The organism is Pseudomonas sp. MF6755, assembly GCF_016405635.1.
Classification (GTDB): domain Bacteria; phylum Pseudomonadota; class Gammaproteobacteria; order Pseudomonadales; family Pseudomonadaceae; genus Aquipseudomonas; species Aquipseudomonas haemolytica.
Window position 1 is genome coordinate 1 of the sequence record NZ_JAEKDA010000013.1, and the last position, 24,171, is coordinate 24,171.

Annotated in this window: 22 protein-coding genes and 2 tRNA genes; 16 read left to right on the top strand and 8 right to left on the bottom strand. The window is 56.4% G+C overall.

What is annotated here, in order from left to right:
* Nucleotides 1-457 precede the first annotated feature (457 nt).
* From JFT66_RS17975 to JFT66_RS17995, 5 genes are all read left to right on the top strand, one after another.
* Nucleotides 458-2,674, top strand: a complete 2,217-nt coding sequence (locus JFT66_RS17975; protein ID WP_198859790.1) for an AsmA family protein — start codon at nt 458-460, stop codon at nt 2,672-2,674.
* Entirely contained in the window at nt 2,671-3,738 is a 1,068-nt protein-coding gene (gene mutY, locus JFT66_RS17980; RefSeq protein ID WP_153838651.1) for an A/G-specific adenine glycosylase, read from the top strand. The genes JFT66_RS17975 and mutY overlap by 4 nt, the downstream gene beginning before the upstream one ends.
* Entirely contained in the window at nt 3,735-4,007 is a 273-nt protein-coding gene (locus tag JFT66_RS17985) for an oxidative damage protection protein (RefSeq protein WP_034117278.1), read from the top strand. Before mutY ends, JFT66_RS17985 begins: the two co-directional genes overlap by 4 nt.
* Before the next feature lie 103 nt (nt 4,008-4,110).
* Nucleotides 4,111-4,186, top strand: a tRNA-Phe gene (locus JFT66_RS17990).
* Nucleotides 4,187-4,360: 174 nt separating this feature from the next.
* Nucleotides 4,361-5,032, top strand: coding sequence for a hypothetical protein (locus JFT66_RS17995; RefSeq protein WP_034117277.1), 672 nt, complete (start codon nt 4,361-4,363; stop codon nt 5,030-5,032).
* Nucleotides 5,033-5,068: 36 nt separating this feature from the next.
* Here the strand turns inward: JFT66_RS17995 and JFT66_RS18000 are convergent, their stop codons facing one another.
* Together JFT66_RS18000 and JFT66_RS18005 are read right to left on the bottom strand one after the other, a co-directional pair.
* Nucleotides 5,069-6,676 carry an ArnT family glycosyltransferase gene (locus JFT66_RS18000; protein ID WP_034117905.1) on the bottom strand — a complete coding sequence of 536 codons (1,608 nt, stop codon included), beginning with the start codon at nt 6,674-6,676 and terminating at the stop codon, nt 5,069-5,071.
* An 87-nt stretch (nt 6,677-6,763) separates the two neighbouring features.
* The gene (locus JFT66_RS18005; protein ID WP_198859791.1) at nt 6,764-7,729 is read right to left on the bottom strand and encodes an arsenic resistance protein; all 966 of its coding nucleotides are present in this window, start codon (nt 7,727-7,729) and stop codon (nt 6,764-6,766) included.
* 173 nt (nt 7,730-7,902) lie between these two features.
* Here JFT66_RS18005 and JFT66_RS18010 point away from each other — a divergent pair, with 173 nt between their 5' ends.
* Both JFT66_RS18010 and JFT66_RS18015 read left to right on the top strand, forming a co-directional pair.
* Nucleotides 7,903-8,811, top strand: a complete 909-nt coding sequence (locus tag JFT66_RS18010) for an alpha/beta hydrolase family protein (protein ID WP_198859792.1) — start codon at nt 7,903-7,905, stop codon at nt 8,809-8,811.
* 72 nt (nt 8,812-8,883) lie between these two features.
* Entirely contained in the window at nt 8,884-9,297 is a 414-nt protein-coding gene (locus JFT66_RS18015) for a hypothetical protein (protein ID WP_034117275.1), read from the top strand.
* Between the two features lie 133 nt (nt 9,298-9,430).
* Here JFT66_RS18015 and gabP read toward each other — a convergent pair whose 3' ends face one another.
* The gene (gene gabP / locus JFT66_RS18020) at nt 9,431-10,822 is read right to left on the bottom strand and encodes a GABA permease (RefSeq protein ID WP_198859793.1); all 1,392 of its coding nucleotides are present in this window, start codon (nt 10,820-10,822) and stop codon (nt 9,431-9,433) included.
* Between the two features lie 552 nt (nt 10,823-11,374).
* Between gabP and JFT66_RS18025 the strand changes: the two genes are divergently transcribed.
* From JFT66_RS18025 to JFT66_RS18050, 6 genes are all read left to right on the top strand, one after another.
* Nucleotides 11,375-12,148, top strand: a complete 774-nt coding sequence (locus tag JFT66_RS18025) for an ABC transporter ATP-binding protein (protein WP_010213906.1) — start codon at nt 11,375-11,377, stop codon at nt 12,146-12,148.
* A 13-nt stretch (nt 12,149-12,161) separates the two neighbouring features.
* Complete coding sequence (locus JFT66_RS18030) at nt 12,162-12,914, top strand: ABC transporter substrate-binding protein (protein WP_034117273.1); 753 nt, start codon at nt 12,162-12,164, stop codon at nt 12,912-12,914.
* Nucleotides 12,915-12,988: 74 nt separating this feature from the next.
* Nucleotides 12,989-13,684 carry an ABC transporter permease gene (locus JFT66_RS18035; protein WP_034117272.1) on the top strand — a complete coding sequence of 232 codons (696 nt, stop codon included), beginning with the start codon at nt 12,989-12,991 and terminating at the stop codon, nt 13,682-13,684.
* A gap of 38 nt (nt 13,685-13,722) precedes the next feature.
* Nucleotides 13,723-14,412 carry an ABC transporter permease gene (locus JFT66_RS18040; protein WP_034117903.1) on the top strand — a complete coding sequence of 230 codons (690 nt, stop codon included), beginning with the start codon at nt 13,723-13,725 and terminating at the stop codon, nt 14,410-14,412.
* Entirely contained in the window at nt 14,393-15,580 is a 1,188-nt protein-coding gene (locus tag JFT66_RS18045) for a methyltransferase (RefSeq protein ID WP_198859794.1), read from the top strand. Before JFT66_RS18040 ends, JFT66_RS18045 begins: the two co-directional genes overlap by 20 nt.
* A gap of 454 nt (nt 15,581-16,034) precedes the next feature.
* Nucleotides 16,035-16,110, top strand: a tRNA-Thr gene (locus JFT66_RS18050).
* Between the two features lie 77 nt (nt 16,111-16,187).
* Here JFT66_RS18050 and JFT66_RS18055 read toward each other — a convergent pair.
* Nucleotides 16,188-16,475, bottom strand: coding sequence for a helix-turn-helix domain-containing protein (locus JFT66_RS18055; protein ID WP_198859795.1), 288 nt, complete (start codon nt 16,473-16,475; stop codon nt 16,188-16,190).
* 97 nt (nt 16,476-16,572) lie between these two features.
* Between JFT66_RS18055 and JFT66_RS18060 the strand changes: the two genes are divergently transcribed.
* The 3 genes from JFT66_RS18060 (at nt 16,573) to JFT66_RS30275 (ending at nt 19,400) form a co-directional block, all read left to right on the top strand.
* The gene (locus JFT66_RS18060) at nt 16,573-16,902 is read left to right on the top strand and encodes a hypothetical protein (RefSeq protein ID WP_120247884.1); all 330 of its coding nucleotides are present in this window, start codon (nt 16,573-16,575) and stop codon (nt 16,900-16,902) included.
* Nucleotides 16,903-17,050: 148 nt separating this feature from the next.
* Complete coding sequence (locus JFT66_RS18065) at nt 17,051-18,790, top strand: AAA family ATPase (protein WP_198859796.1); 1,740 nt, start codon at nt 17,051-17,053, stop codon at nt 18,788-18,790.
* 199 nt (nt 18,791-18,989) lie between these two features.
* Complete coding sequence (locus JFT66_RS30275; protein WP_198859797.1) at nt 18,990-19,400, top strand: NaeI family type II restriction endonuclease; 411 nt, start codon at nt 18,990-18,992, stop codon at nt 19,398-19,400.
* A gap of 194 nt (nt 19,401-19,594) precedes the next feature.
* On the opposite strand, the gene JFT66_RS18075 is transcribed toward JFT66_RS30275, so the two are convergent.
* The 4 genes from JFT66_RS18075 to JFT66_RS18090 all read right to left on the bottom strand — a co-directional run bounded on the left by JFT66_RS18075 (nt 19,595) and on the right by JFT66_RS18090 (nt 24,169).
* Entirely contained in the window at nt 19,595-20,341 is a 747-nt protein-coding gene (locus JFT66_RS18075) for a hypothetical protein (RefSeq protein WP_198859798.1), read from the bottom strand.
* 155 nt (nt 20,342-20,496) lie between these two features.
* Nucleotides 20,497-20,745 (bottom strand): hypothetical protein, encoded by a 249-nt coding sequence (locus JFT66_RS18080; protein WP_198859799.1) that lies wholly within the window; start codon nt 20,743-20,745, stop codon nt 20,497-20,499.
* Nucleotides 20,742-21,263 (bottom strand): hypothetical protein, encoded by a 522-nt coding sequence (locus JFT66_RS18085; RefSeq protein ID WP_198859800.1) that lies wholly within the window; start codon nt 21,261-21,263, stop codon nt 20,742-20,744. Before JFT66_RS18085 ends, JFT66_RS18080 begins: the two co-directional genes overlap by 4 nt.
* A 563-nt stretch (nt 21,264-21,826) precedes the next feature.
* Nucleotides 21,827-24,169, bottom strand: coding sequence for a DUF5906 domain-containing protein (locus JFT66_RS18090; RefSeq protein ID WP_198859801.1), 2,343 nt, complete (start codon nt 24,167-24,169; stop codon nt 21,827-21,829).
* Between the last annotated feature and the right edge of the window lie 2 nt (nt 24,170-24,171).

Sequence of the window (24,171 nt, forward strand, 5' to 3'; positions counted from 1 at the left end):
GGGTCCGGGTGGCGAAAACGTAAGAAATACTCGTCGAATTGATTGTTTTTTGATCATTTGGCGAGTTTAAAAGTTGCGCTAGGTGGTATGCCGGGGAAATACATGGCTACTTCAGACCATCCCTAGTGCTCATTGGTGTTTCCCCCAGTTATTAGTATGCATCCGTCAGGCGCTCTCTCCCTCGGCCTTGCACGCAAAGCGTGGCCGTTTTGTTGAGTAAAGCTCCATTTAGGCGCGACGTTAAGTCGCAGATGGCGGACGAACGTGCAGAGATTAGCACCAGTGGATGACAGAAAAATCAAACTGCCACTACCTTTTTTGGATTCTCTGATTTTTCTGACGTCAAAATCCTATTTAAGCGCCCCTGGATACAATGTAACGATCCGTGAACTGACGCAGGCCGTCGAGCGTTATACTCTGCGGCTAAATTTTGAAATCGACATACAAGGACTCGCCCATGAAAGCGTTCGGCAAAATCCTGGGTCTGGTACTTCTCGGGCTGTTGCTGATCATTGTGGCGCTCGGCTTTGCCCTGACCCACCTCTTCGATCCCAACGACTACAAAGAAGAAATTCGCCAGATAGCCCGCGACAAGGCCCACATCGAGCTGACGCTCAATGGCGATATCGGCTGGAGCCTGTTCCCCTGGCTGGGCCTGGAATTGCACGAGGCCAGCGTCGCAACCTTGACCGCACCGACTCAACCTTTCGCCGATTTGCAGATGCTCGGCCTGTCGGTGCGTGTGCTGCCGCTGCTGCGCCGCGAAGTGCAGATGAGCGATGTGCGTGTCGAAGGCCTGAACCTGCGCCTGAACCGCGACAAACAAGGCCACGGCAACTGGGAAGACATCGGCAAGAACCTACCCGATGCGACTGCCGAGGCACCCGCACCCGCGCCAGTGGAGCCGGTGGCTGAAACCAAACCGGAAAAGCCACCGCAGCCGATCCGCCTGGACATCGACAGCCTGACCATCAACAACGCCCGCGTCGAATACAGCGACGAACAGACCGGCAAGCAATTCAGCGCCGAAAGCATCCAGCTGAGTGCCGGTGCCATCCACGAAGGCGCCAGCATTCCGCTGAAACTCACCGCGTTCCTGGGCAGCAACCAGCCGCTGATGCGCGTCAAGACCGAACTGAACGGTAACTTGCGCATTCAGCGCGCCCTCAAGCGCTACCAGTTCGAAGACATGCGCTGGAGCGGCGAAGCCACCGGCGAGCCGTTGCAAGGCAAGACTCTGAGCTTCTCCACCCAGGGCCAGTTGCTGGTGGACCTGGCAGCCAACGTCGCCGAATGGACCAACCTGAAACTCTCGGCCAACCAGCTGCGCGCCTTGGGCGAACTGAAGGTCAACGACCTGGACAAGACCCCGCAACTCAACGGCGCGCTGTCCATCGCCCAGTTTGACCTGGCCAAGTTTCTCGACAGCGTCGGCCACCCACTGCCGGCCATGGCCCCGGGCAGCCTGAGTAAGGTCGAACTGGTGAGCCGTCTCACGGGCACGCCCACCAGCGTCGCTCTCGAAGACTTGAACCTGAAACTCGACGAAAGCACCTTCACCGGCCGTATTGCGGTGGATGATTTAGCCAAGCAGTCCCTGCGCGTACAGCTCAAAGGCGATACCTTCAACGCCGACAACTACCTGCCGGCCAAATCCGAAGCCGCCAAAGGCGCAACCGCTGCACGCCAGGCCGAAGTGCAAAGCAGCGAAGCCGGCGCCATGGCGGCCGGGGGCAGCACGCCATTGCCGGACGCACCGACCAAAGCCGCATGGAGCACCGACAAGTTGCTGCCGCTGACCCGTCTGCGCAGCCTGGATGTCAACGCCGACCTGACCTTCGGCCAACTGACTCTGAGCAAGTTGCCGATTCAGAACGCGGTACTGAAAGCCTCGGGCATCGACGGCCAGCTCAAGCTCGACACCCTGAGCGGCGGCCTCTACAACGGCACCTTCCAGGCCAACGGCACGCTCGATGTGCGCCAGGACCTCCCGTTGCTGGCGCTGCAAACCCACATCAAGCAAGTACCGGTCGAACGGATCCTGCAGGCCCAGGGAAAAAACCCGCCGGTGAAAGGCCAGGTCACTCTGGACAGCAACCTCACCGGCCGGGGTAACAGCCAGAAAGCGCTGATCGACAGCCTTAACGGCACCGCAAGCTTCGTGATCAATAACGGCGTGTTGCTCAACGCCAACATCGAGCAACAGGTCTGCACCGGTATCGCCCTGCTCAACCGCAAGACCCTGAGCAATACGCCACCGGGCAAGGACACGCCATTCCAGGAACTGCGCGGCAACCTGACCTTCCGTAACGGCGTGGCCAGCAACCCCGACCTGAAAGTGCGTATCCCAGGGCTGACGGTCAATGGCAATGGGGATCTCGACTTGCGCGTGTTGGGTATGGACTACCGTCTCGGCATCATCGTCGAAGGCGACAAACGCGAAGTACCGGACCCGGCCTGCCAGGTCGGTACCAACTTCCAGGGCATTGAAGTGCCGCTGCGCTGCCGTGGCCCGCTGGAGCTGGGTGCCAAGGCCTGCCGCCTGGACAAGGACGGCCTTGGTCAGGTCGCCCTCAAGGCTGCCGGCAATCGCCTTAACGAGAAGCTGGAAGAGAAGCTCGATAAGGTCAACCCAAAGCTCAAGGACGCATTGAAAGGCCTGTTCAACCGATGAGAGACGAGCAGTTTTCAACGGCGGTACTCGACTGGTACGACCGTCACGGCCGCCATGACCTGCCCTGGCAACAGGGCATCACGCCTTACCGGGTGTGGGTTTCAGAGATCATGCTGCAACAGACCCAGGTCAGCACGGTGCTCAATTACTTCGACCGGTTCATGGCGTCCCTGCCGACGGTCGAAGCCCTGGCCGCCGCGCCGGAAGACGAAGTACTGCACCTGTGGACCGGCCTGGGCTACTACACCCGCGCGCGCAACCTGCAAAAGACCGCCAAGATCGTAGTGGCCGAATACGGCGGTGAGTTTCCTCGCGACGTCGAAAAGCTCACCGAGCTGCCTGGCATCGGCCTGTCCACCGCTGGCGCGATTGCCAGCCTGAGCATGGGCCTGCGTGCGCCGATCCTCGACGGCAACGTCAAACGCGTACTGGCGCGCTTTACCGCGCAAGAGGGCTACCCAGGCGAACCCAAGGTGGCCAAGCAGCTGTGGGCCACGGCAGAACGCTTCACCCCCCAGACCCGCGTCAACGCCTACACCCAGGCAATGATGGACATGGGCGCCACCCTTTGCACCCGCAGCAAACCCAGTTGCCTGCTGTGCCCGCTGGAAAAAGGCTGCGAAGCCCACATGCTTGGCCTGGAGACGCGCTACCCGATCCCCAAGCCGCGCAAGACCATTCCCCAAAAGCGTACGCTGATGCCAATGCTGGCCAACGCCGAAGGCGCAATCCTCCTTTACCGTCGCCCTTCTACGGGCTTGTGGGGCGGTTTGTGGAGCTTGCCGGAGCTGGACGACCTGGAAGACCTCGAGCACCTGGCCAACCAGCACGCGCTGGCGCTGGGCAAGCATCAGGAACTACCTGGGCTGGTCCACACCTTCAGCCACTTCCAACTGGCCATCGAACCCTGGCTGGTCCAGGTCGAGGAATCCGCCCATCACGTGGCCGAGGCCGACTGGCTCTGGTATAACCTCGCCACCCCGCCGCGCCTGGGCCTTGCCGCCCCGGTGAAAAAACTGCTGAAGCGCGCGGCCGACGTATTGAACGCAGGAGTTTCGTCATGACCCGCATCATCATGTGCCGCAAGTACAAAGAAGAACTGCCCGGCCTGGAACGCCCTCCGTACCCGGGCGCCAAGGGCCAGGACGTTTTCGACCACGTCTCCGCCAAAGCCTGGGGCGACTGGCTGAAACACCAGACCCTGCTGATCAACGAAAAACGCCTGAACATGATGAACGCCGAAGACCGTAAATACCTGGCAGGCGAAATGGACAAGTTCTTTTCCGGCGAGGATTACGCCAAGGCCGACGGCTACGTGCCGCCTGCTCAATAATTGATCAAAAACCGGGGTTGGCACGTAAGCGACGGTAATAATTAAATATTTTTTGAAAACTTGCTTGACGACCCCCTGAAAAACCCGTTTAATGCGCCCCGTTGCCCAGATAGCTCAGTCGGTAGAGCAGGGGATTGAAAATCCCCGTGTCGGCGGTTCGATTCCGTCTCTGGGCACCACTAATACCGAAAAACCCCAAGCGAAGATGATTCCTTGGGGTTTTTTATTGCCTGCGATTTAATGGCGACCGGAGCACTACCGGTCACAATGTCGCAGCAGGACGATTGAGGGTTGTTTTTCACTGGGCTCAATCGTTCAGCCTTTACCAAATTCTCAGTTGTAAGGTTTCTTCCATGACCCGCCTCTTGCTCTGCACGCTATTACTGCTGACTTCACTGCTCAGTGGATGCGCCACGCAAATGGACGTAGCAATCAACGCAACGCCTGATCCCGACTACCACTTTGACCGCCAGGCAACAGTGCTGGTGACAGCCACCGGTGGCAGCGACGAAAACGCGCTGAATGCCCGCTACTACCTGCGCGACATGGTCAGCGCCATGAAGGACCAGGGTTTTCGCAATGTCTTTACCGACACCACCCTGCCCAAGAACCATGCGCCGATCAAAATGACCATCAGCCTTGATATCGGCAGCAAACAGGTGACCTATCGCTACACCGCCACCGAATACGGACAAGTGGCAACCAGCACCACCACACAGTGCAAGAAGAACAAGAAAAAAACCGACCAACTGACCTGCACCAGCACCCCAAACACCAGCTATGGCCCGGTAGGCACCTCGGAGCGAACCGGCTACACCACCCTCACCACCTTTACTGCCACGGCTCGGGACGAAGTGAGCCGGCGCGCGGTGTACCTGCTGCGGGCGTCGTCCTATAACGAAGATTGCCAAGCCGCCAAAGTCGAAGCCTTCCTGGTGCAGCAGGGCCTGCAGAACCTGAACTTCCAGGACCGCGTGCAGCGCAACTACACCGTTACAATGCCTGAGGGTTACCGCTGCAAGTAATCAGCAGCTCGACAGGCCCTCCGTACGAGGGCCGCTTCACCTGAGCAAAAACACCATCAGCGGATTGTCATTCAACCGGCCCTCAAAGCTCGGGCTCAGTTGCTCCAACGGCGACCCTTTCAACAGCGCAGTCTCCTTACGCGACACAATCACCCAGGATGGCCGAGGCAGCACTCTCAGCTTCTCAAGCTCATGACGCCCGACAAACAGCGGCAGCTCGTCGTGATCCAAGTTCATCATGTAACGCACCGCCCAGGTGTCCCGAGCCAGGTCGACAAACACCAGCGGCCCCGGCTGCGATTCACGCAACGCCTCCACCTGGCTGACAAACCGCCGGGTGTCGAATTGCAGGTCCTTGGCCGGCTCTATCACCGTCACCAGCAACAGCCACTGCGCCGCCAGTGCAATCACACTGAGCCACACCAACCGCAACGCTCGGCGCCAGGCAATCAACGCCGCCACTTGCAGCACCACCAGCACGCCGATCATCAACGGCAAGGAAATGTCCGGCCAGTAACCCTGCTTTTGCCAGGCGTGCCGACACACAAACAACACGACCACGCACAACGCCGGTAGCGCTGCGACAAGCCCTTCGTAACCACGACGCACGCCCACCAGCCAGCCTTGCGCCTGAAGCAGCCCAAAAGCCGCGACAGCCGCAAACATCGGCACCATCGGCAAGATGTAATAAGCGCGCTTGAAGTGCGGCACCGACAGGCCGAGCAGAATCATCAAGCCACAGGCCCCGAGGCGCACCAGCAGTTGCAGTTGCTCATTGGCCCAGCGCTCAGGCCAGCGATGGCGCAGCGCAACCAGAGTGGCCAACGCCAGCGGCACCACCGGGAAGTAACGGTACAAACTCAGCTGGAAATAAAAGTAGAACGGCTCGCCAGACTCATCCAGGCGCCCGCCGACTTGCATCTTGAACACCTCATCGGCAAAGGCATCGCCGCCGCTGAATCGCGCGAGCTTCATCAGCAACCACCAACACGCCGCGAGCAGGACCAGGCCGATAAAGCCGTGGATCAACACCTGCCGGACCCGCTCGCCCGGCCTGCCCAGCGCCCAATACACACACACCACCCCGCAGACCTCAATCAACCCCAGCGGCCCACGAATCGCAAAGGCCAGGACGAACAACGGGAACACTGCCCATAGCCGCAGTCGCGACCCCAGGCGCTCACCACTGTGCAGCAGGTAGAAACTGGCAACGCACAGCAGCGCGACCATCTGGTCCAGGCAGACCGAACGCGACTTTTCGAGCAACTGGGCAGTGAGCAGCGTCAGCAGCACCGTCAGCAACGCCCATGGGCGACTCAATGGCACCAGCAGGCGGTACATCAGCGCGATCACACCGGCCGACGCGAGTGCGGTGGGTAGCACATTCGCCAGGTGGTTCGGCGCACCAAACAAGCGGGCGAATACAAAACTGAAGAAGGTCGCCGTGCCAGGGTAATCCGCGTACGGCTGGCCGTAGGTGGTGGGGAAAAGACTCGCGCCATGGCGATACATTTCCTGCAGGAACAGCGCCCAACGCCCGTCAAATCCCTGGGGCTGCTGATCCCAGATTCCCAACGTGAACAGCAATAGAGCGATCAGAAAAACGCCCAGTGACTCCAAGCGAAAACGGTTGCGATGATCCATCAAGTAACCTGTCAGGTGGGAAGCGCTGGCGTATGGTGCCGAACACATCCCTGAATAGCGCCTGAACAAACCTGAACATTCACGCTTTTAACGACTCGCGGGCCACACCACCGCCGGGATCAGGCGAACGTAGACCAACTCGGCCACCAATTCGACCAGGGTTTGCAGGATCACCGCCGTGGCGGCCAACCCACGCACATCCTCCGGCAAAGCCAGCGCCAACGGCAATACCACCAGCGAGTTGCGCGTAGAGGCGCTGAACGTGACCGCCCGCGCCGTCGTAGCTGGCAGCGCGAACAGCCGCGCAGCCAAAATCCCCATCAACGGCGCCAGCACCACAAAGGCCACGTAGATCGGAATGACCGGCAACAGCAGGCTGATATCCCGCACCACCGAGGTGATCTGCGAGGCGATCACCACAAACAGCACCAGCGCCATCGCCGGCACCGGTAACCAGCCCCAGGCGCCGCACCAGCGGCTGATGGCGCTTGACCGTCGCGCAAGAGAGGTGGTCAACACCGCCAGGATCATCGGCACCACAATCAACCACACGAACGCCTCGACAAACGGCCCCGCGGCCACCTCCACCGCAGATTGCGCCCCCAGCATGAACCCCAGGTACACCGGCAACAGCACCAGTTGCAGCAACAACAGCAGCGGAGTTGCCGCCAACATCGAGCGCGAATCGCCCTTGCCGATGTGGGTAAACACCACCACGTAGTCGATACAGGGCGTCAGTAATACCAACAGCGTGCCAACCAGCAACGCCGGGCGCTCTACCAAGCCACGGGTCAGCGCCCACACCAGCAAGGGCACCAGGACGAAATTGGCCAACAGCAAGGCCGCTATAAAGCGCTTGTTACCCAGGCCCTGGCGCAGGTCGAGAAAGGGGATTTGCAGGAACATCGCGTACATCAGCACGGCGATGGCGGGGGTGACCAGAAGATTGAGACCGTGGGCTGATAAGGGAGCGAGCACGCCGAACGTGACAGCCAGGAAGACCGCAACGAAGTAGATAGGGATCTGATTGTGCTCAAGGGTGTCGCGGGTCATGGTCAGGCTCTGGCGGATCAATAGACTGCCAGCCTAAGCACCCGTGCAGGTAAGGTCGAGCATTGCAGTCATTGCTGTGCACCACGTAGCGCTAAATTTGTTAATTTCGGTTCCTATAACAGCGTGCGGCTCCGGCCACCCACACATAAAAAGCGCAAGGATTGAGGCGACCGATGAACCTGCCCACTCGACCTGCCCCAGTAGCGTTCCGCGAGACCGCCAGCGACGATTACCTACTCGGTGGCTTCACCTGGCGCCATATCCGAACCGACCCCACTCGCCCGGTCGTCATCATCAACGCCGCCACCTCCGTACGTTGCCGCCACTATTCCCGCTTCGCCGACTACCTGTTCGCACATGGCTTCGATGTCATCACCTACGACTACCGCGGCATCGGCGAATCCCGCAGCGGTTCGTTACGCGGCTTCAAGGCCTCCTGGTCGGATTGGGGCGCCCTGGATTTCGAGGCGATATTGCAACGGGCGCAACGCGAGTTTCCGGGGCAGCCGATTGACGTGGTCGGCCACAGCTTTGGTGGGTGCGCAGCAGGGCTGGCAGCGTCTGGCGCGGCGATTCGGCGAATCGTCACGGTAGGTGCACAGTTCGCCTACTGGCGTGATTACGCGGCGAGCCTGCGCTGGCGGATGTTCGGCAAATGGCATGTGGTGATGCCGTTGGTCACTACGGTATGCGGATATTTCCCCGGCAAGCGCCTGGGCTGGCTGGAGGATACGCCCGCCGGCGTGGTGCGGGACTGGGGCACGCCGACACCCAGGTACGAGACTCGCCCCAGCGGGCTTACGTTGGGCGAGCTGCCATTCTCCCGAGTAAAGGCGCAGATACTCGCCATCAGCATTACCGACGATCCGTTTGGCACAGTGGCGGCCATTGAGCGGTTGCTGGAGTATTTCGAAAGCAGCGAGCGTACCCACCTGAGAATCGCCCCCGAAGATATTGCTGAGGAAACAGTCGGGCATTTCGCATTTTTCCGCAGCGAATATCAAAATCGGCTGTGGCCGATTGCACTGGCATGGCTGCAACACGCCGAGCTGAAGCAAGGCACGCCCGGGCGGCGCATCTAGAATCCCTTGGGATTTGCCCCAACCTGCGCTTCAATACGTCACCCAGATCCAGAACCCAAGGACGTTGAGCCCATGGCCTCGCCGAACAAGCAGCAAAAACGTGCCCACCGCGCAAAGGCCAAGGCCAAGCAGAATCGTACCCAGCGCGCCGTCGCGACCAAGCCGGACGCTTTTGCCGGTGATGACAGCCGCATCGACCTTGAGTCGGTGGATTTGACCGAGCTGTTCGTCGAGATGCGCACCGCGGGCGAGATCAGCCAGCAGGCGTTGTGTGCCGTATTCCTCGCACACCCGCTGCTGGCGCTGGTGCTGGAGCAGGAAGGCGAAGAGGAAGCGACTGACTTTATCCTGGCGGCGCTGATTGAATACCGGCAGTGGGCCACAGACAGCGATGACGAGGCCGCTGCGTTGGCGTGGATCGAGTCGCCGCAGTTCCAGGCCGATTACGTAGCGGCGTCCCAGGCGCTGACAAATTCAGCAGACTGACACATAACAAAATGTGGGAGGGGGCTTGCTCCCGATTGCGGTGTATCAGTACCCGATGTACTGACTGACACACAGCTATCGGGAGCAGCCCCCTCCCACATTTGGATTGCGGCGTATCAAACACCGCATTTCATCAGCTCAGCGCCGCAGCGCCCAGTCGTTGGGCCTTGCGACGGCTCGCCACACACAACCCCGCCACCACCACCAGCAAGCTCAAGATCCCGGTCGCGATGATCTCGACCCGATGCGCTTCCTGGAACAGCATAAAGGTCAACGTACCGACGATAAACACCATCACCGCGTACGTCAGGCCAGGGAACAGCCACATCTTGAAGACGATCTTCTCGCCCGCCGCCGTACGCTTCTGGCGCATGCGCAGTTGTGATACGGCAATTACCAGGTACACCAGCAAGGCGATGGCGCCGGAGCTGGCCAGCAGGAACTCGAACACAGCCGCCGGGGCCACGTAGTTGGCGAATACCGCCAGGAATGCAGCACCCGTAGAGAGCAACACCGCCCAATGAGGCGTGCCGCTCTTGTTGGTACGCTTGGCGACAGCGGGCGCGTCACCGCGACGACCGAGGGAGAACAGCATGCGCGACGCGGTGTACAGCGCCGAGTTGAGGCAGCTGGTCACGGCAACCAGCACCACTAGGTCGACAATCAGCTTGGCGTTCGGGATACCCATGCGTTCCAGCACGGTCTGGTAGGAACCTACGGCGGCCAGAGTCGGATCGTTCCAAGGTACCAGCGACACTACGATGAAGATCGACAGCAGATAGAACAAACCAATCCGCCAGATCACCGAGTTGGTGGCCTTGGTGATTTGCTGGCCGGGGTTCTTCGATTCCGCCGCGGCGATGGTGACGATCTCGGTGCCCATGAAGGAGAACATGGTGGTCAGGATCGCCGCCAATACCGCGCCCATGCCGTTCGGCATGAAGCCTTGGGTGTCGAACAGGTGCGAAACACCGCTGACCTGACTGTTGGGCAAGAAGCCGAAAATCGCCGCCAGGCCGAGGATCACGAAGCCAACGATTGCCACGACTTTGATCAGCGCGAACCAGAACTCGAACTCACCGTAGTTCTTGACGCTGAACAAGTTAGTCACAGTCAGCAGCAGCGTAATGATCAGGGTAAAGGCCCAGATCGCCACATCAGGGAACCAGGCATGCAGGATGGTCGCTGCAGCGTTGGCTTCCAACGGAATCACCAGTACCCAGAACCACCAGTACAACCAACCGATGGTGAAACCGGCCCAGTGGCCGATGGCCCGGTCGGCATACGTAGAGAACGACCCCGTGTCCGGTGACGCAACGGCCATCTCGGCCAGCATCCGCATCACCAAGACCACCAGCGTACCGGCGGCCGCGTAGGCCAACAGCACGGCCGGGCCGGCGGCGGCAATTGCGTGGCTGGAGCCGACAAACAGACCGGCACCGATAACGCCGGCAATCGACAGCATGGTGACGTGACGCGGTTTGAGCCCCTGTTCGAGGTCATTGGAGCTTTGCGTACTACTCATTGACACACCTTTGCGAGGAATTGCGAAAACGCTCCGCCCGGCCTGCCTTTCTCGTGAAAAGAAACCAACAGGGCGTTCTTTATTTTTTACGCAAGATTTGCGCCAAAATATTACAGAACCACAATTGACGCGGGCTGTCGGACAATTCAACAGTCATCGCAAGTCGTTGAGAACAATGGCATTCCGCTATAGCGTTACCGTGCGACCCACATCCAACACCGATCACCGCACCAAAAACACACACAGAAAGTACGTGACGCTCCATAAACGGGCTGATAAGGACCGTTTACCCGGTTAACCCTTCCAACACCCGGCCAAAGCTGGCACCATCGCGCCCTTTTTTACGCGAAGCCTGTGGATTACTCGGGTTCAAACGTCTGTAGGTTGTTGATGGCGCGACACGCTGCTGCGCCGATGCGACACACTGCCGCAGACCACCGCTTAACCGTCCGCAGCGCTGTTGGCTGTCATCCAAACGCTATGCTAGCTTGGCGCCTCGCCAGGAAGGCGGCCCAACAGCGAAGAACGCAACGAACACAATGAGGACCGCACATGGCCGAGGCCACGCCCGCGCTTGAAATCCGCAACTTGCATAAACGCTATGGTGAGCTGGAGGTACTCAAAGGTATCTCGCTGACCGCTCGCGACGGCGACGTGATCTCGATCCTGGGTTCCTCCGGTTCCGGCAAGTCCACCTTCCTGCGTTGTATCAACCTGCTGGAGAACCCGCATCAGGGCCAGATCCTGGTAGCCGGCGAAGAACTCAAGCTCAAGGCCGCGAAAAACGGCGAGCTGATGGCCGCCGACGGCAAGCAGATCAACCGCCTGCGCAGCGAAATCGGTTTTGTGTTTCAAAACTTTAACCTGTGGCCGCACATGAGCATCCTCGACAACATCATCGAGGCCCCTCGCCGCGTGCTCGGCCAAAGCAAGGCCGAGGCGATAGAAGTAGCCGAGGCCCTGCTGGCCAAGGTCGGTATCGCCGACAAGCGCCACGCCTACCCTGCTCAACTCTCCGGCGGCCAACAACAGCGGGCCGCGATTGCGCGCACCCTGGCGATGCAGCCCAAGGTCATCCTGTTCGACGAACCCACGTCGGCCCTTGACCCGGAAATGGTTCAGGAAGTACTTAATGTGATCCGTGCCCTGGCCGAAGAAGGCCGCACCATGCTGCTGGTCACCCACGAAATGGGCTTCGCCCGTCAGGTGTCCAGCGAAGTGGTGTTCTTGCACCAGGGCCTGGTCGAAGAACAAGGATCGCCACAGCAGGTGTTTGAAAACCCGCTTTCGGCGCGCTGCAAACAATTCATGTCCAGCAACCGCTAACGGAGCAACATGCATGCAGAACTATAAAAAATTCCTTCTGGCCGCGGCCGTCTCGATGGCATTCAGCGCCACGGCCATGGCAGAAACCCTGAAAATGGGGATCGAAGCGGCCTACCCGCCGTTCAACAATAAAGACGCCAGCGGCAACGTTGTCGGCTTCGACAAAGACATCGGCGATGCCCTGTGCGCCAAGATGAAAGTCGAGAAGTGCGAAGTGTATGTGTCCGACTGGGACGGCATCATCCCGGCCCTGAACGCCAAGAAGTTCGACTTCCTGGTCTCCTCGCTGTCGATCACCGATGAGCGCAAGCAGGCCGTCGACTTCACCGACCCGTACTACTCCAACAAGCTGCAATTCATCGCGCCGAAAGCCACAGCGGACTTCAAGACCGACGCCACTTACCTGAAAGGCAAGGTGATCGGTGCACAGCGTGCAACGCTGGCCGGTACCTACCTGGAAGACAAGCTGCCGGACACCGAAGCCAAGCTCTACGACACTCAGGAAAACGCCTACCTCGACCTGACCTCCGGTCGCCTGGACGGCATCCTCGCCGACAAGTACGTGCAGTACGAGTGGCTCAAGAGCAAAGACGGTTCGGCCTATGAGTTCAAAGGCGACCCGGTGGTAGAGAGCGACAAGATCGGCATCGCCGTACGCAAGGGCGACCCACTGCGCGAGCGCCTGAACAAAGCCCTGGCAGAGATCAAGGCAGACGGCACCTACAAAAAAATCAACGACAAGTACTTCCCGTTCAGCATCGAATGACCTGAACGGCCTGCCCGGCGCGCTCCCTGGCGCGCGTCGGCTTTCAGCAATGCCTGCCGCGATATGAAAACACCATGAATTTCGATCTCTACGGATTCGGCCCGGCGCTCGCCGCTGGCGCGCTGATGACCGTCAAGCTGGCGCTCACGGCCCTGTGCCTGGGGCTGGTGCTCGGCCTTGCCGGCGCCTTGGCCAAGACTTCACCGTACAAGCCACTGCAATGGCTGGGCGGTGCTTATTCGACCCTCGTTCGCGGCATTCCCGAGCTGTTGTGGGTGCTGCTGATTTACTTCGGCACGGTCAACCTGATGCGTGCCCTCGGGGAGTTTTTTGGCAACCCCGACCTTTCCCTGAGTGCCTTTGCCGCCGGGGTCATCGCCCTGGGCCTGTGCTTTGGTGCCTATGCCACGGAAGTGTTCCGTGGCGCGATCCTCGCCATCCCCAAAGGCCACCGCGAAGCTGGTGTGGCGCTGGGCTTGTCGAAGTTTCGAATTTTCACACGGCTGATCATGCCGCAGATGTGGCGCATCGCCCTGCCCGGCCTGGGCAACCTGTTCATGATCCTGATGAAAGACACCGCGCTGGTGTCGGTGATCGGCCTCGAAGAAATCATGCGCCACGCGCAGATCGGCGTGACCGTCACCAAGCAACCGTTCACCTTCTTCATGGTCGCGGCGTTCATGTACCTGGGCCTGACCGTACTGGCCATGACCGGCATGCACTTCCTGGAAAAACGCGCCGCCCGCGGCTTTGCAAGGAGTACCCAATGAGCGGCGACTACAGTTGGCTATCGCACTTCGACCTCGGCCTGAACTGGGCCGTGATCATCAAGTGGCTGCCGAAACTGGCCCAAGGCGCAACCCTGACCCTGGAGCTGGTGGCAATCGCCGTAATCGCTGGCCTGCTGCTGGCGATCCCACTCGGCATCGCGCGTTCTTCGCGCCGCTGGTACGTGAGCGCACTGCCCTATTGCTACATTTTTTTCTTCCGTGGCACGCCGTTGCTGGTGCAGTTGTTCCTGGTCTATTACGGCCTGGCACAGTTCGATGCCGTGCGTGAAAGCTTCATGTGGCCGTACCTGCGCGACCCATTCTGGTGTGCCACCGCTACCATGACCCTGCACACCGCGGCCTATATCGCCGAGATCCTGCGCGGTGCAATCCAGGCCATCCCGCCAGGCGAAATCGAAGCGGCGCGAGCCCTGGGCATGTCCAAGCCCAAGACCCTGTTCTACATTATCCTGCCACGCGCCTCGCGCATCGGCTTGCCGGCCTACAGCAACGAAGTGATCCTGATGCTCAAGGCCAGTGCCCTGGCCAGTACCGTGACCCTGCTGGAACTGACCGGCATGGCGCGGACCATCATTGCCCGCACCTACCTGCCGGTGGAGATTTTCTTTGCGGCCGGGCTGTTCTACCTGCTGATGGCCTACGTATTGGTACGCGGCTTCAAACTGCTGGAAAAATGGCTGCGCGTCGATGCGTGCCAGGGACGCTGAGGCACGCTTCAAGGCGCTGGATGAGTTCCTGATCGAGCATCAAGGGCTGTGGCGACCACGGCCCTTTACCCAACTACAGCTGCCCTGGGAAACCGAACATCCGGCGTTATCGCAATGGCTGCGCCAACGCTCGCTGGCCGAGGCCGAAGCCAGTCACAACCAACCCCACGAGCTGCCTGCACCCGCACCTTTTCCACAGTTGGCCGCTCAAGCGCTGCGCCTCAGTGCTGTGGATAATTTACCTACGCACAGGCTCGAACCCGCTCGTCACCGCTTGAATGTCGATGTGCCCGGGCGCAAGTGGCAACAGATCGAGGCCTTCGGTGCCGCGCTGAATTTTGCCCAAACGCCTGCCCATTGGCTGGACTGGTGCGCCGGCAAAGGCCATCTCGGCCGTCGCCTGCTGCAACCCGGCCAACAGTTAACCTGCCTGGAACACGACCCAGCCCTGATCGCGTCCGGCCAAGCCCTGAGTGACCACCACGGCCTGCCCGCCAACCATCGCCTGCAAGACGTGATGACGGATATGGCGATCAACCCCGAACACACACCCGTCGCCCTGCATGCCTGCGGCGACCTGCATGTGCGCCTACTGCAATTGGCCAGCGCTGCCGGCTGCAAACAACTGGCGCTGGCGCCCTGCTGCTACAACCGCATCAGCGCCGACCGCTATCAGGCATTGTCGGCTGCCGGGCGCGCGTCCCTGCTGCAACTGTCGATTGATGATCTGGGGCTACCCCTGAGCGAAACCGTCACCGCCGGCAACCGCGTACGCCTGCAACGAGACACCTCCATGGCCCGGCGCCTGGGCTTTGACCGATTGCAGCGGCAACTACGTGGCTGCGACGAATACCTGCCCACGCCATCCCTGCCCGCCGGTTGGCTGGGCAAACCCTTCGCCGACTACTGCCGCGAACTGGCGAGCCTCAAGGGTTTATCCACAGATGAACAGGACTGGGCGGCGCTGGAAGCCCACGGCTGGCGTCGCCTGGCCGAAGTGCGAAACCTGGAATTAGTGCGGAGCCTGTTTCGTCGCCCATTGGAAATGTGGCTGGTGCTGGACCGAGCACTCTTTCTGACGGAACAGGGCTATAACGTTGAGATAGGCAGCTTCTGTGAATCAACGCTGACACCACGCAATTTGATGGTGCTGGCCGCGCGCGATTAGGGGGCAAAATTTCCTACACGCGTCCTGTGGATAAGTCTGTTGATGAATTCGTTACAAAGCCCTTAGTTATCGGCACTCCAGGCCAAAAGCAAGCCTGGTCATTTTTTGTTCACAAAATAAAACGCACGCAAAACAGGCAGTTGCGACGTGTTGAGAACGGCCGCACAAAATGGCTGTTTGGTGACAGCTCCAACCAACCGATTGTGCATAAGCATCTGGCGTTAAGCATCTAAAGCGCACTTTATGCGGTCTTTTTAGGCGCCTTCAGCAACAGGCAGACCGCGTCGATACCGTTACTGGCCAGCCGCATTCTCACGTTATCCAGCCCGATTGCAGAGCGCCATCGATGCAGCAAAAAAGCGGCCATCGAAAAAAAACCTTACCTTCTGCAAAAATAGTCAGAATTCAGGGGTTTACAGAAGCTTTCCAATCGCTATAATCGTCGCCCTAACACGCCGGTATAGCTCAGTTGGTAGAGCAACTGACTTGTAATCAGTAGGTCCCGGGTTCGACTCCTGGTGCCGGCACCATACGCTACAAGACAAAGGCCAACCTTCGGGTTGGCCTTTGTCGTTTCTGGGTTAGGTAAAAACACGAAACTGACACGCTACGAGCCTTCCTTAGCCCCCCTCCTCGTTTTCGAGTCCCCTCCCGCACTACGCTTGGCTAAGAACTCTCCAACCAGTTCAAGCGGCGGCACGCCGAGAGCTTCGGCAAACTCGACCAGCTCCACCACATCAATTCGGCGCTCGCCACGTTCACATTTGGACACGAAGGTCTGTGTATTACCTAGACGCTCGGCTAGCTCGACCTGAGAGACGTTGTGTCGCTTTCTGACCATCCGCAAGACAGCGAGTAACGTTTGGTAGTCTAAATTATGAGTGGAATTTGCCATGGCGCAGTGACCTAGAGTTCACCGCACGTTAAAGTTCATTTCGGCATAGTCCAAAATAGACTATTTTTGCTATTCAAATTAACGAAAAGGTACCGAAATGCGCGCCATAACCATCCTCCTCGCTGCTTCATTTTCCATACCAATCACCGCCTCAGCTGCCCCTAACCCGACGCAGAAAGCGTTCGTAACCTACCTTGTAAAAAGCGGGAACGAGCCAAAGGTAAAAGATGCGACCTGGGCGACAGACAGGAATCTTTATGTAGGTGTAATAGACGATAAAACGAGAAGGGATGGATTTGCTGAATACATCTGCTCAGTCGCAGCTGACCATGGAGTGACCCCTGAGCTAGTCAAGGTGATAGACATTGTGAAACTAGTCCACACAGGAAAATTCATTGAGCTAGGTATTTCGATCTGCTCACGGTGAGTGAAAAGAGAACCGAGGCTCAGCAATTCTAAGAGGCCGGGCCTCAAAACAACCCTAGATTCTAGAAATCCTCGAGAGGGTAGCGATATGCCACCTCTCAGAAAAATGCTACTTTATGACTTACTTTAGAGATCTAGGAAAGTCATAAATGATTAGCTCAGTATTTTTAGAAAACTTCATGCGGATACATGCAAGAACTGAAATTGAACTAGGCCCAGTTACAGTATTAGTAGGTGCAAATGGCTCAGGAAAGTCATCCGTATTGAAAGGCATACATTGGGCCGTCAGATGCGCAGCCTTAAGAGATGCGACAGGAAAGCTCACCCTAGAACAAATGGATTATGTACCCAGCAAAGAATACGTTCAACTCGCACATAAAACTCGAATTACAAACGGAAGCGGAAGCCCAAAAATCGTAATAGGATTTACCGACGAAAACAATAATAGCACTACAATCGAGCTAAGCTCTGCGAGAAACGATGCTGGCGTTATAACCACTATAACTGGTCCAATGAGCGACGTACTCAAAAATCAAGAAAACCATATTACATCTTACATCCCCGGACTAGCAGGGCTCGCTGAAACAGAAACCTTACTAGCCACTCCTGTTCTTCATCGAAAAGCCGCATCAGGTGAAGGGGGCTCTGTACTACGACATATGCTTTTAGAACTAAAGAGAGAGGGTGACCCAGAAATAGATGGATACTTTGAGTTAGTCGAGCTAAATTCCTGGGTATCTAAAGTTATACCTGAAGCGCGATTTTGGGTGAAATTCGACCCTTTAAGAGACACAATTATATATGCAAAATTCTGGACCCCAGACATGCGGACAACTGGTAGAAGTATAAAAAGCCAGTGGAAGCCTTTGGAAATGGCGGGAACAGGCTTTCTGCAAATCGTGCAAATTTTCACATATTTATTGAAGTTCAAATCCAATTTAATTCTAATTGACGAACCAGACGCTCACTTACACCCAGGCACGCAAGAGCGATTAATTAACGCATTAGAAAAAGCCGCTATCGCCTTTCCTTCGACAAAACTAATTATAAGCACTCACTCACCTAGCTTGGTTAGAGCTTGCGGGCCAACTACTAGAGTCCATTGGATGGATCGAGGTTCGGCTTTAAGAGAAGGGGACGACATAGTAAAATTAAGAATGGGCTGGGGAGCACTAGATAAAGACCTCATACTTTTCACTGAGGACGAAAAGACCTCATACCTAAAAAATATTATAAGCCAATGGCCGGCATTAGAACGAAAAATATTAATATGGCCCACATTTGGTAAAAACTCACTTCCTCACGGAGACTCACTAAAAAAACTAAGAGAAAAAATGAAAGTTGCAATCATGGTTCATCGAGACCGCGACTTCATGTCCGACGCAGATGTCGATCTTTGGAAAACGTTTAAAACGTATGACACCAACGACATTCCTCTTTGGGTACCTGCGGGCTCTGATATCGAGTCAGCTTTCTGTCACCCCCAGCACATATCAAACGTAATGCAAGTATCGATTCAAGAAGCTGAAGCCTTCATACCGGGAGCTTTGGCTCTACTTAACCAAGCCACCGTAGAAGATGACTTCAACAATGCCATAAATGACGCAGTCAAGGGACTAGGTGCCGGTAAGAGTACACCAAGCAGGCGATGGAGAGAACTCGGGGATTTCTGTCAATTCACCGTTAAGGGCAAAGAGCTTCTAGTAAAAATAAAAGACGCAATAAGAGCAAGCTACTCAAACACACTCGACGCAAGAAAATTATCGCTGCTTCCTCAAATTATAATACCGACTGCAAATCACGAAATATGTAGTGATTTAAAAACGACTATCGAGCAAGCACTCCAGGCTGCCGCACCACAAGCGACACCAAGCGCCACAACAAATTAGACTTAGCAATAATATGTGAGGTAAGAGCCCCCCCGAAGTGCTAACTCATCGGCTAGTAGGGGGGGGGGTCAGCGCCACGACCATTAAAACTACTAAATAGAGAGGTAATGCGCCCTACTCTTAAGTAAAGACAATGTCCCATACGCCAAATCCACGTCCGAATCGCCTATAAAAAATGGCTACCTATAGGGTATTACGCATGACCGATGACGTACTTACCCAGGGAGCAAATCAAGACGGCAAGAGAACCGTTTCGGCTGTGGGTCGAAGGCACATTGTCTGGCTTGCCGACGACTCGCCTATGCCTAGAAATTTTCTACTACACCTCTCCCACGATGTCCGAGATTACATCATGAGGCAGCCAAGTGGGATGCAACGAGTTCAGGCTTTATTTCAGACAGTTACAGGCCAAATAATTCCTAGAACTGCCATTGAGCAAGTCGCCCAACAAAAAGACCCGATGAGGCGTGCTAGACAGATGAAAGAAAGATTAGCACGCGAGAACTACCATGTTCTATGCGCAACTTACGAAGCCGACAGGGTACATTTTCATCGTTATGGCTTCCATCAGTTCGGCACCGACGACTGGCTTAGCATACGAGTCAATTGAGTGCTTGCTACATTGCCTATTTTAGTCAATGGTTATTAGAATCAATCACTGAATAAGCAATTAGAGCACCTGACATTGGATCAGAAGGTAAACCCTTTCAACCCTTTGTAATGAAAGGGGCCACCAGAATCTGGTAGCCCCTGAAACACAGCATAGCAACGCATCAGCTCATGCCGGAGCCCCCCCCCCCCCATTCACGGCGCGTCAGCGGCCTCCAACTCGTTCAACAGTTTGGGGTCGAGTTCAGCCACCCTCAGCGCCAAACTAACGGTATTCAGTGGATTGGAGCGACCCGCGTTCCACGCACGAATAGCAACAAGCGTACCTTGCAGCCGAGCTTCGGCAATCTTGATGTATTCCCGAACCTTAACGAATGCATCGAGCTGCATAGAAGCCGCCAGATCCACGGCACTGAATGGGCGCTGATCACGGGGGAGGCGATCAATACGAGACAGAATGGCTGCCGCCAACACCTTGTTTTGAGTACCGACTGCGAACTGACCAAGATGCCCAAGCTCTGCACTAATCGATCCCTGTAATTGAAGAGCATAGGAGGTTCGCTCTGGACTACCCAAGCCCTCACGCGAAAGAACCTGAACAGCGGACTCGTAGTAAACGCGCTGGCTAATCACCAGTGCATGCGAGGCACCTGCCTGCTTCAGCAACTGATCAAGCTCCAGAGCACCATTCTTTTTGATCTCAGCGAAGGCTTGTGCAAGCTCCTGGACCTCAATGCCCTGCAAGGTCACCGCACTGGTGCCGTTCAGATTGGCTTGCCGTGTCTTTGACCAGCGTCCTTTGATCTCAGCTCGTCGAGTATCGAAGTCTGACTGAAGGCGCTGAATAGTTTTCAGCACTCGGGAGTGCGTCGAATCTAAAGCGCTAGTGGCTTCACCGATTCGAGCAGTAGTCATAAAGGGTGTTTGATTGATTACTTTCATGAAGAGGCTCCATCACCTGATTAGGGCTCCGGGACCTCCGGGCGTACAGAATGCACACCGAAGAGGGGGGCAGCTATCGCAAACTTGCGAAGCAAGGGCATGAACCTCACGCCGTCGGGACCGCCTATGGCCCCGGAGTGAAAGTATCGTGTGCCTTAATCGGCATCCACGAACGCCAGCGTTTTACCTGCATGTTCGCCCGCCATAGCGCACCATTCTTCTTGAGAAAGTTTGGGCAGCGGGGCAAGCGCTGAAGATGCCCCTTGCAGACGGGCCGCTACGAACTTCTGTCCACCCAGACGCTCTGCGGTGACCGGTGCTGACTCGATAACCGCCAGGGTGACCTTGCGCACCATGGAGAGATAGAGCAGTGCCTCGGATGCGGTAAGACTGTTCGGTGTCATGGTTGTTTATCCTGTTCGGCCAATGCTTCGCGTTCTGAATTGGCATACCTATCAAGAAGAATGGCCAGCTGGTTTTGGTCCTCAGGCGACATTCGCTGCAATGCTTCCAGGTTAAGCCCAGTTTCAGCCTCGACCTTGACACGCAGACGCTCAGCCATCTGCTCTCCATAACGAAACTTGAGCAGCACCTCTAGAAGACGATCGCTGTGCTTCTTAACGGTCAGCGGACGTTCTTCACCCGTTACCTTGTCGGTGTAAGTGGTAAGCCTGCCGGAATAAATCACGGGTTCGTCTACCCCAAGAGCTGCGCGGCGATAAGCCTCATCCAGCAGAGCATCGAGTGCCACCTCAATAGCCTTTTCCCAACGAGCACGAAACTCGGGGTCATTAGCTTTGTGATAAAACGCAGTCTGTCGGCTGATCCCACAGGCCGCCGCCGCAGTCTTGGGTGAACATGTGTCTTCGAGCACCTCGAAAAAACGCTCTCGAAGCTCAGGAGTAAATACGTTGGGTGGCATGACGTCGATTCCAAAAATTGGTGTACGACGTGATCGTGCCGTGTCAGCAAAGCACGGCAAGCCAGTGTATTGGCTTTGATTCCATGGGCATAAGGACTGCTTACCCCCTGACAGTTGATCAGCGGGCATATTCAGTTCGCGCGCGAAGGTAAAGAGAGGCAGGGTAGACGGAGAGCATTCTTCCTTCCTACATGGCACGGGTCGACACCAAAATAATATCGGCCACGGGTGAAGATATTCATCAGATTCTCAGAAACTCAGAAACTCAGAAACTCAAAAAATCTACAACAAAAGCTGATAACGTAACTCACTAATTTATTTATATATTTCAACCTTTTCAATTTTTTTAAAACAAATAAACAATATCAGAAATTCTTTTTCACAACCAAGCATCAAGATCGACAGCGAAGAAAATATAAGAACCTATTAATTTATGGAGGAAGCAGTCCTAAAAAGCCGAAAAACAACAAATATCAATATACACTTTATAAAACAACAATCTACGCATTCTGAAAAAGTTGCAGAAAGGCTAAAAAACTTAAAAAGCCTTCTGCACCTCTTACTCAGTCTTCCCAACTCAAATCATCACCAAGCATCTGCGCAAAAGCAGCGCGCGCCTGGCCAAGTTCAGGGAGTAACCAGCAGCCCCTCCCCTGTCGATCACGGTGTCCTACATTTACACCCGCCTCGCGGAGGAACTGAGCTACCCGCGTTTTGGTATAGTTGCTCATGCCCCTAATTTCACGACCACGATCATTGATTGCGGAGATCATTGCCTCTTTTCCATTAGGGGTTACCTCAACAGGCCCCTCGCGCCAACAACCCTCAATCTGATAGGGCAGTTCTCCCGACTCCAAAGCCCGATGCCACCAAAACCACAAAGCATCCTTCTGCATCCCTTGGAGCTTTTGCTGTGCTAATGCCCTGTTTTGCGGAATGTTGTCTCGTGGGTGCCACCCTGCAATATCCCTCCGTTGCATGTCATACAGCAAACCAGCCAGGCCACCGTCGTCGTAGAGTTGACGACGTAGATTGGAGAAGAAATCTTTATCCCCTCGGCGGTGCTCGTTAACATCAAATGCAGCAAACCTACGTTCTCCGTCCATACCCGCCGGAACAACCCATTCCGAATTTGATGCAATAATGATATGGATTAGGTTCTTACCCACAACCGCATCCCTACCCTTTCCCTCATAAGTGATCGTCGGCTCGGTCACAAGTTGCTTGAGCTTCGATTCGCCTGCCTTGTCCCCAGCCCAAAAAGCCTCGTCGGCGAACAATAAAACACAGTTCTGCAAGTGAGAGTTAAAGCGGCCAACGAGGTGTTCGGGAGAGGAAATAGGAAGCCCATGGGGCCCGGCAAGGTCTGCTAAAGCCCGCCCCAAAGTCCCCTTACCGGTACCTTTTGCTCCACGGAACGCGATTGCTACCTCAGCGACTTCCGCAGGACGTTGTACCAAATGAGCAATCCAGTTAAGGACGTATTCAAATGCTTCAGCATCGCCGTCTGTCAGTACATCACGGATAAGCTCACGTAATAATGACCAGCTTGCACTCTTTGCCTGCACGGACCAACCTTTCCAAAGATTGAGCCAACGGTCATGGTCCCTACTTGGATCGAAGATCACTCCCTTGTACTGACGCCGCTTCGCACTCCGAAGCCAAAACTGGGCCCGAGTTGTCGGCCTATCGTTACCCTGTTCAACAAAGCTATTACAATAAAAATTCTGAAAATCATCTTTCGTTGAACGCTGATAAAATCGGCGCTTCAATACCGGATCGAACTCTTCCGTAAAGATGCGAAATTTTCCTCCATCGAATACAACACAGTGGTTAGCATTCATCTCTTCAATAACCGCGTCTTTACCTTCAAGCGTAGGCGGCTGACACAGGAGTTCATCGTCAACGCCTGCTCCTGGGTTTTCGCGCTCTTCCCACTCATCAAAATCGTCTTCAGGCGGAGTGCGAGCAACCTCGTAGCCTGCCTCCTGGATGAGCTTATGGAGGAACTTCACCGTGACAGGTCGTCCGCCTCGACTGGTCTCCATATGCAGAGAATCCCAGCGACGGCCGATAAGCCAGCCATGATCCGCATACTCCGAATCGCCGGTGGACCAATCAATGAACTCTTGGCGGCCTTCCCCATGGGTAGCATGGTGCGAAGCCATCATGATGTCCCGCCAGACAGACTCGTCTGAGTAGTCCGCAGGGTCAATCTGTTCCAGGGTCTCGGCAAGCATCTCTGGGGTAAGTTCACCGCCCCCGAAAGTATCCCCGTGTACTCGAGTAGGACGGCGGATCAAGAAGAGCAAGGCATCTGGCAAGTCCGGCATGTCTTCCAGGGGCGGAGACAAGTCGTTCCACCGATAGTGATTAGCCTTTGCAGGATCAACTACTTTCTGCCCCCCGGGGTGAACCGAGCCTGCAGCAACTACCTGACGGCCGAGAGACTTGAACTCAATCCCAGGGTAATCCTGGAGGGAGTCCATCAAGGTCACGTCTTCAGGCTTCTTGAACCAATAATGGTGGCCGCCTGAGCCGGTAATTGTGTGGGGAGATGAAGACAGGTCCAAGCCAGTGTCTTTGACGAGTTCGGCCAGCCGATCGACTTGAGCCAGGTTCTCTGGATCGTCAGTGCCACCGAAGTTGCGGGGGTCGACGTCCAGCACCATGATTCCAGCCGGAAGGCGAACACCAGCATTGATACCTACCTTTTTCACAATGGCTTGAACTTCAAGGGAGTCGTACTGCTTTGCTTGCCAGGCGCCATCTCGAGGAGTCTTGCCACGAGGGCGGCCCTTAGTATCGACAGAGTCCCACTTACGGAGAGGAATCAACTGAAGTCCAGCCCGGATGTAGGGGCCAAGGTCATCAGCTCTTGGTAAAAGCTTTTTATTTTCGCCCATGT

What these genes read in the sequence shown, in the direction of transcription:
- JFT66_RS18025 (WP_010213906.1), top strand. Translation starts at nt 11,375, where the DNA reads ATGGCCGAGGCCACGCCCGCGCTTGAAATCCGCAACTTGCATAAACGC.
- JFT66_RS18005 (WP_198859791.1), bottom strand. Translation starts at nt 7,729, where the DNA reads ATGACCCGCGACACCCTTGAGCACAATCAGATCCCTATCTACTTCGTT.
- JFT66_RS17975 (WP_198859790.1), top strand. Translation starts at nt 458, where the DNA reads ATGAAAGCGTTCGGCAAAATCCTGGGTCTGGTACTTCTCGGGCTGTTG.
- JFT66_RS18010 (WP_198859792.1), top strand. Translation starts at nt 7,903, where the DNA reads ATGAACCTGCCCACTCGACCTGCCCCAGTAGCGTTCCGCGAGACCGCC.
- JFT66_RS18030 (WP_034117273.1), top strand. Translation starts at nt 12,162, where the DNA reads ATGCAGAACTATAAAAAATTCCTTCTGGCCGCGGCCGTCTCGATGGCA.
- mutY (WP_153838651.1), top strand. Translation starts at nt 2,671, where the DNA reads ATGAGAGACGAGCAGTTTTCAACGGCGGTACTCGACTGGTACGACCGT.
- JFT66_RS18035 (WP_034117272.1), top strand. Translation starts at nt 12,989, where the DNA reads ATGAATTTCGATCTCTACGGATTCGGCCCGGCGCTCGCCGCTGGCGCG.
- JFT66_RS18075 (WP_198859798.1), bottom strand. Translation starts at nt 20,341, where the DNA reads ATGAAAGTAATCAATCAAACACCCTTTATGACTACTGCTCGAATCGGT.
- JFT66_RS18060 (WP_120247884.1), top strand. Translation starts at nt 16,573, where the DNA reads ATGCGCGCCATAACCATCCTCCTCGCTGCTTCATTTTCCATACCAATC.
- JFT66_RS18065 (WP_198859796.1), top strand. Translation starts at nt 17,051, where the DNA reads ATGATTAGCTCAGTATTTTTAGAAAACTTCATGCGGATACATGCAAGA.
- JFT66_RS18080 (WP_198859799.1), bottom strand. Translation starts at nt 20,745, where the DNA reads ATGACACCGAACAGTCTTACCGCATCCGAGGCACTGCTCTATCTCTCC.
- JFT66_RS18085 (WP_198859800.1), bottom strand. Translation starts at nt 21,263, where the DNA reads ATGCCACCCAACGTATTTACTCCTGAGCTTCGAGAGCGTTTTTTCGAG.
- JFT66_RS18045 (WP_198859794.1), top strand. Translation starts at nt 14,393, where the DNA reads ATGCGTGCCAGGGACGCTGAGGCACGCTTCAAGGCGCTGGATGAGTTC.
- JFT66_RS30275 (WP_198859797.1), top strand. Translation starts at nt 18,990, where the DNA reads ATGACCGATGACGTACTTACCCAGGGAGCAAATCAAGACGGCAAGAGA.
- JFT66_RS18090 (WP_198859801.1), bottom strand. Translation starts at nt 24,169, where the DNA reads ATGGGCGAAAATAAAAAGCTTTTACCAAGAGCTGATGACCTTGGCCCC.
- JFT66_RS17995 (WP_034117277.1), top strand. Translation starts at nt 4,361, where the DNA reads ATGACCCGCCTCTTGCTCTGCACGCTATTACTGCTGACTTCACTGCTC.
- JFT66_RS18055 (WP_198859795.1), bottom strand. Translation starts at nt 16,475, where the DNA reads ATGGCAAATTCCACTCATAATTTAGACTACCAAACGTTACTCGCTGTC.
- JFT66_RS18015 (WP_034117275.1), top strand. Translation starts at nt 8,884, where the DNA reads ATGGCCTCGCCGAACAAGCAGCAAAAACGTGCCCACCGCGCAAAGGCC.
- JFT66_RS17985 (WP_034117278.1), top strand. Translation starts at nt 3,735, where the DNA reads ATGACCCGCATCATCATGTGCCGCAAGTACAAAGAAGAACTGCCCGGC.
- JFT66_RS18000 (WP_034117905.1), bottom strand. Translation starts at nt 6,676, where the DNA reads ATGGATCATCGCAACCGTTTTCGCTTGGAGTCACTGGGCGTTTTTCTG.
- gabP (WP_198859793.1), bottom strand. Translation starts at nt 10,822, where the DNA reads ATGAGTAGTACGCAAAGCTCCAATGACCTCGAACAGGGGCTCAAACCG.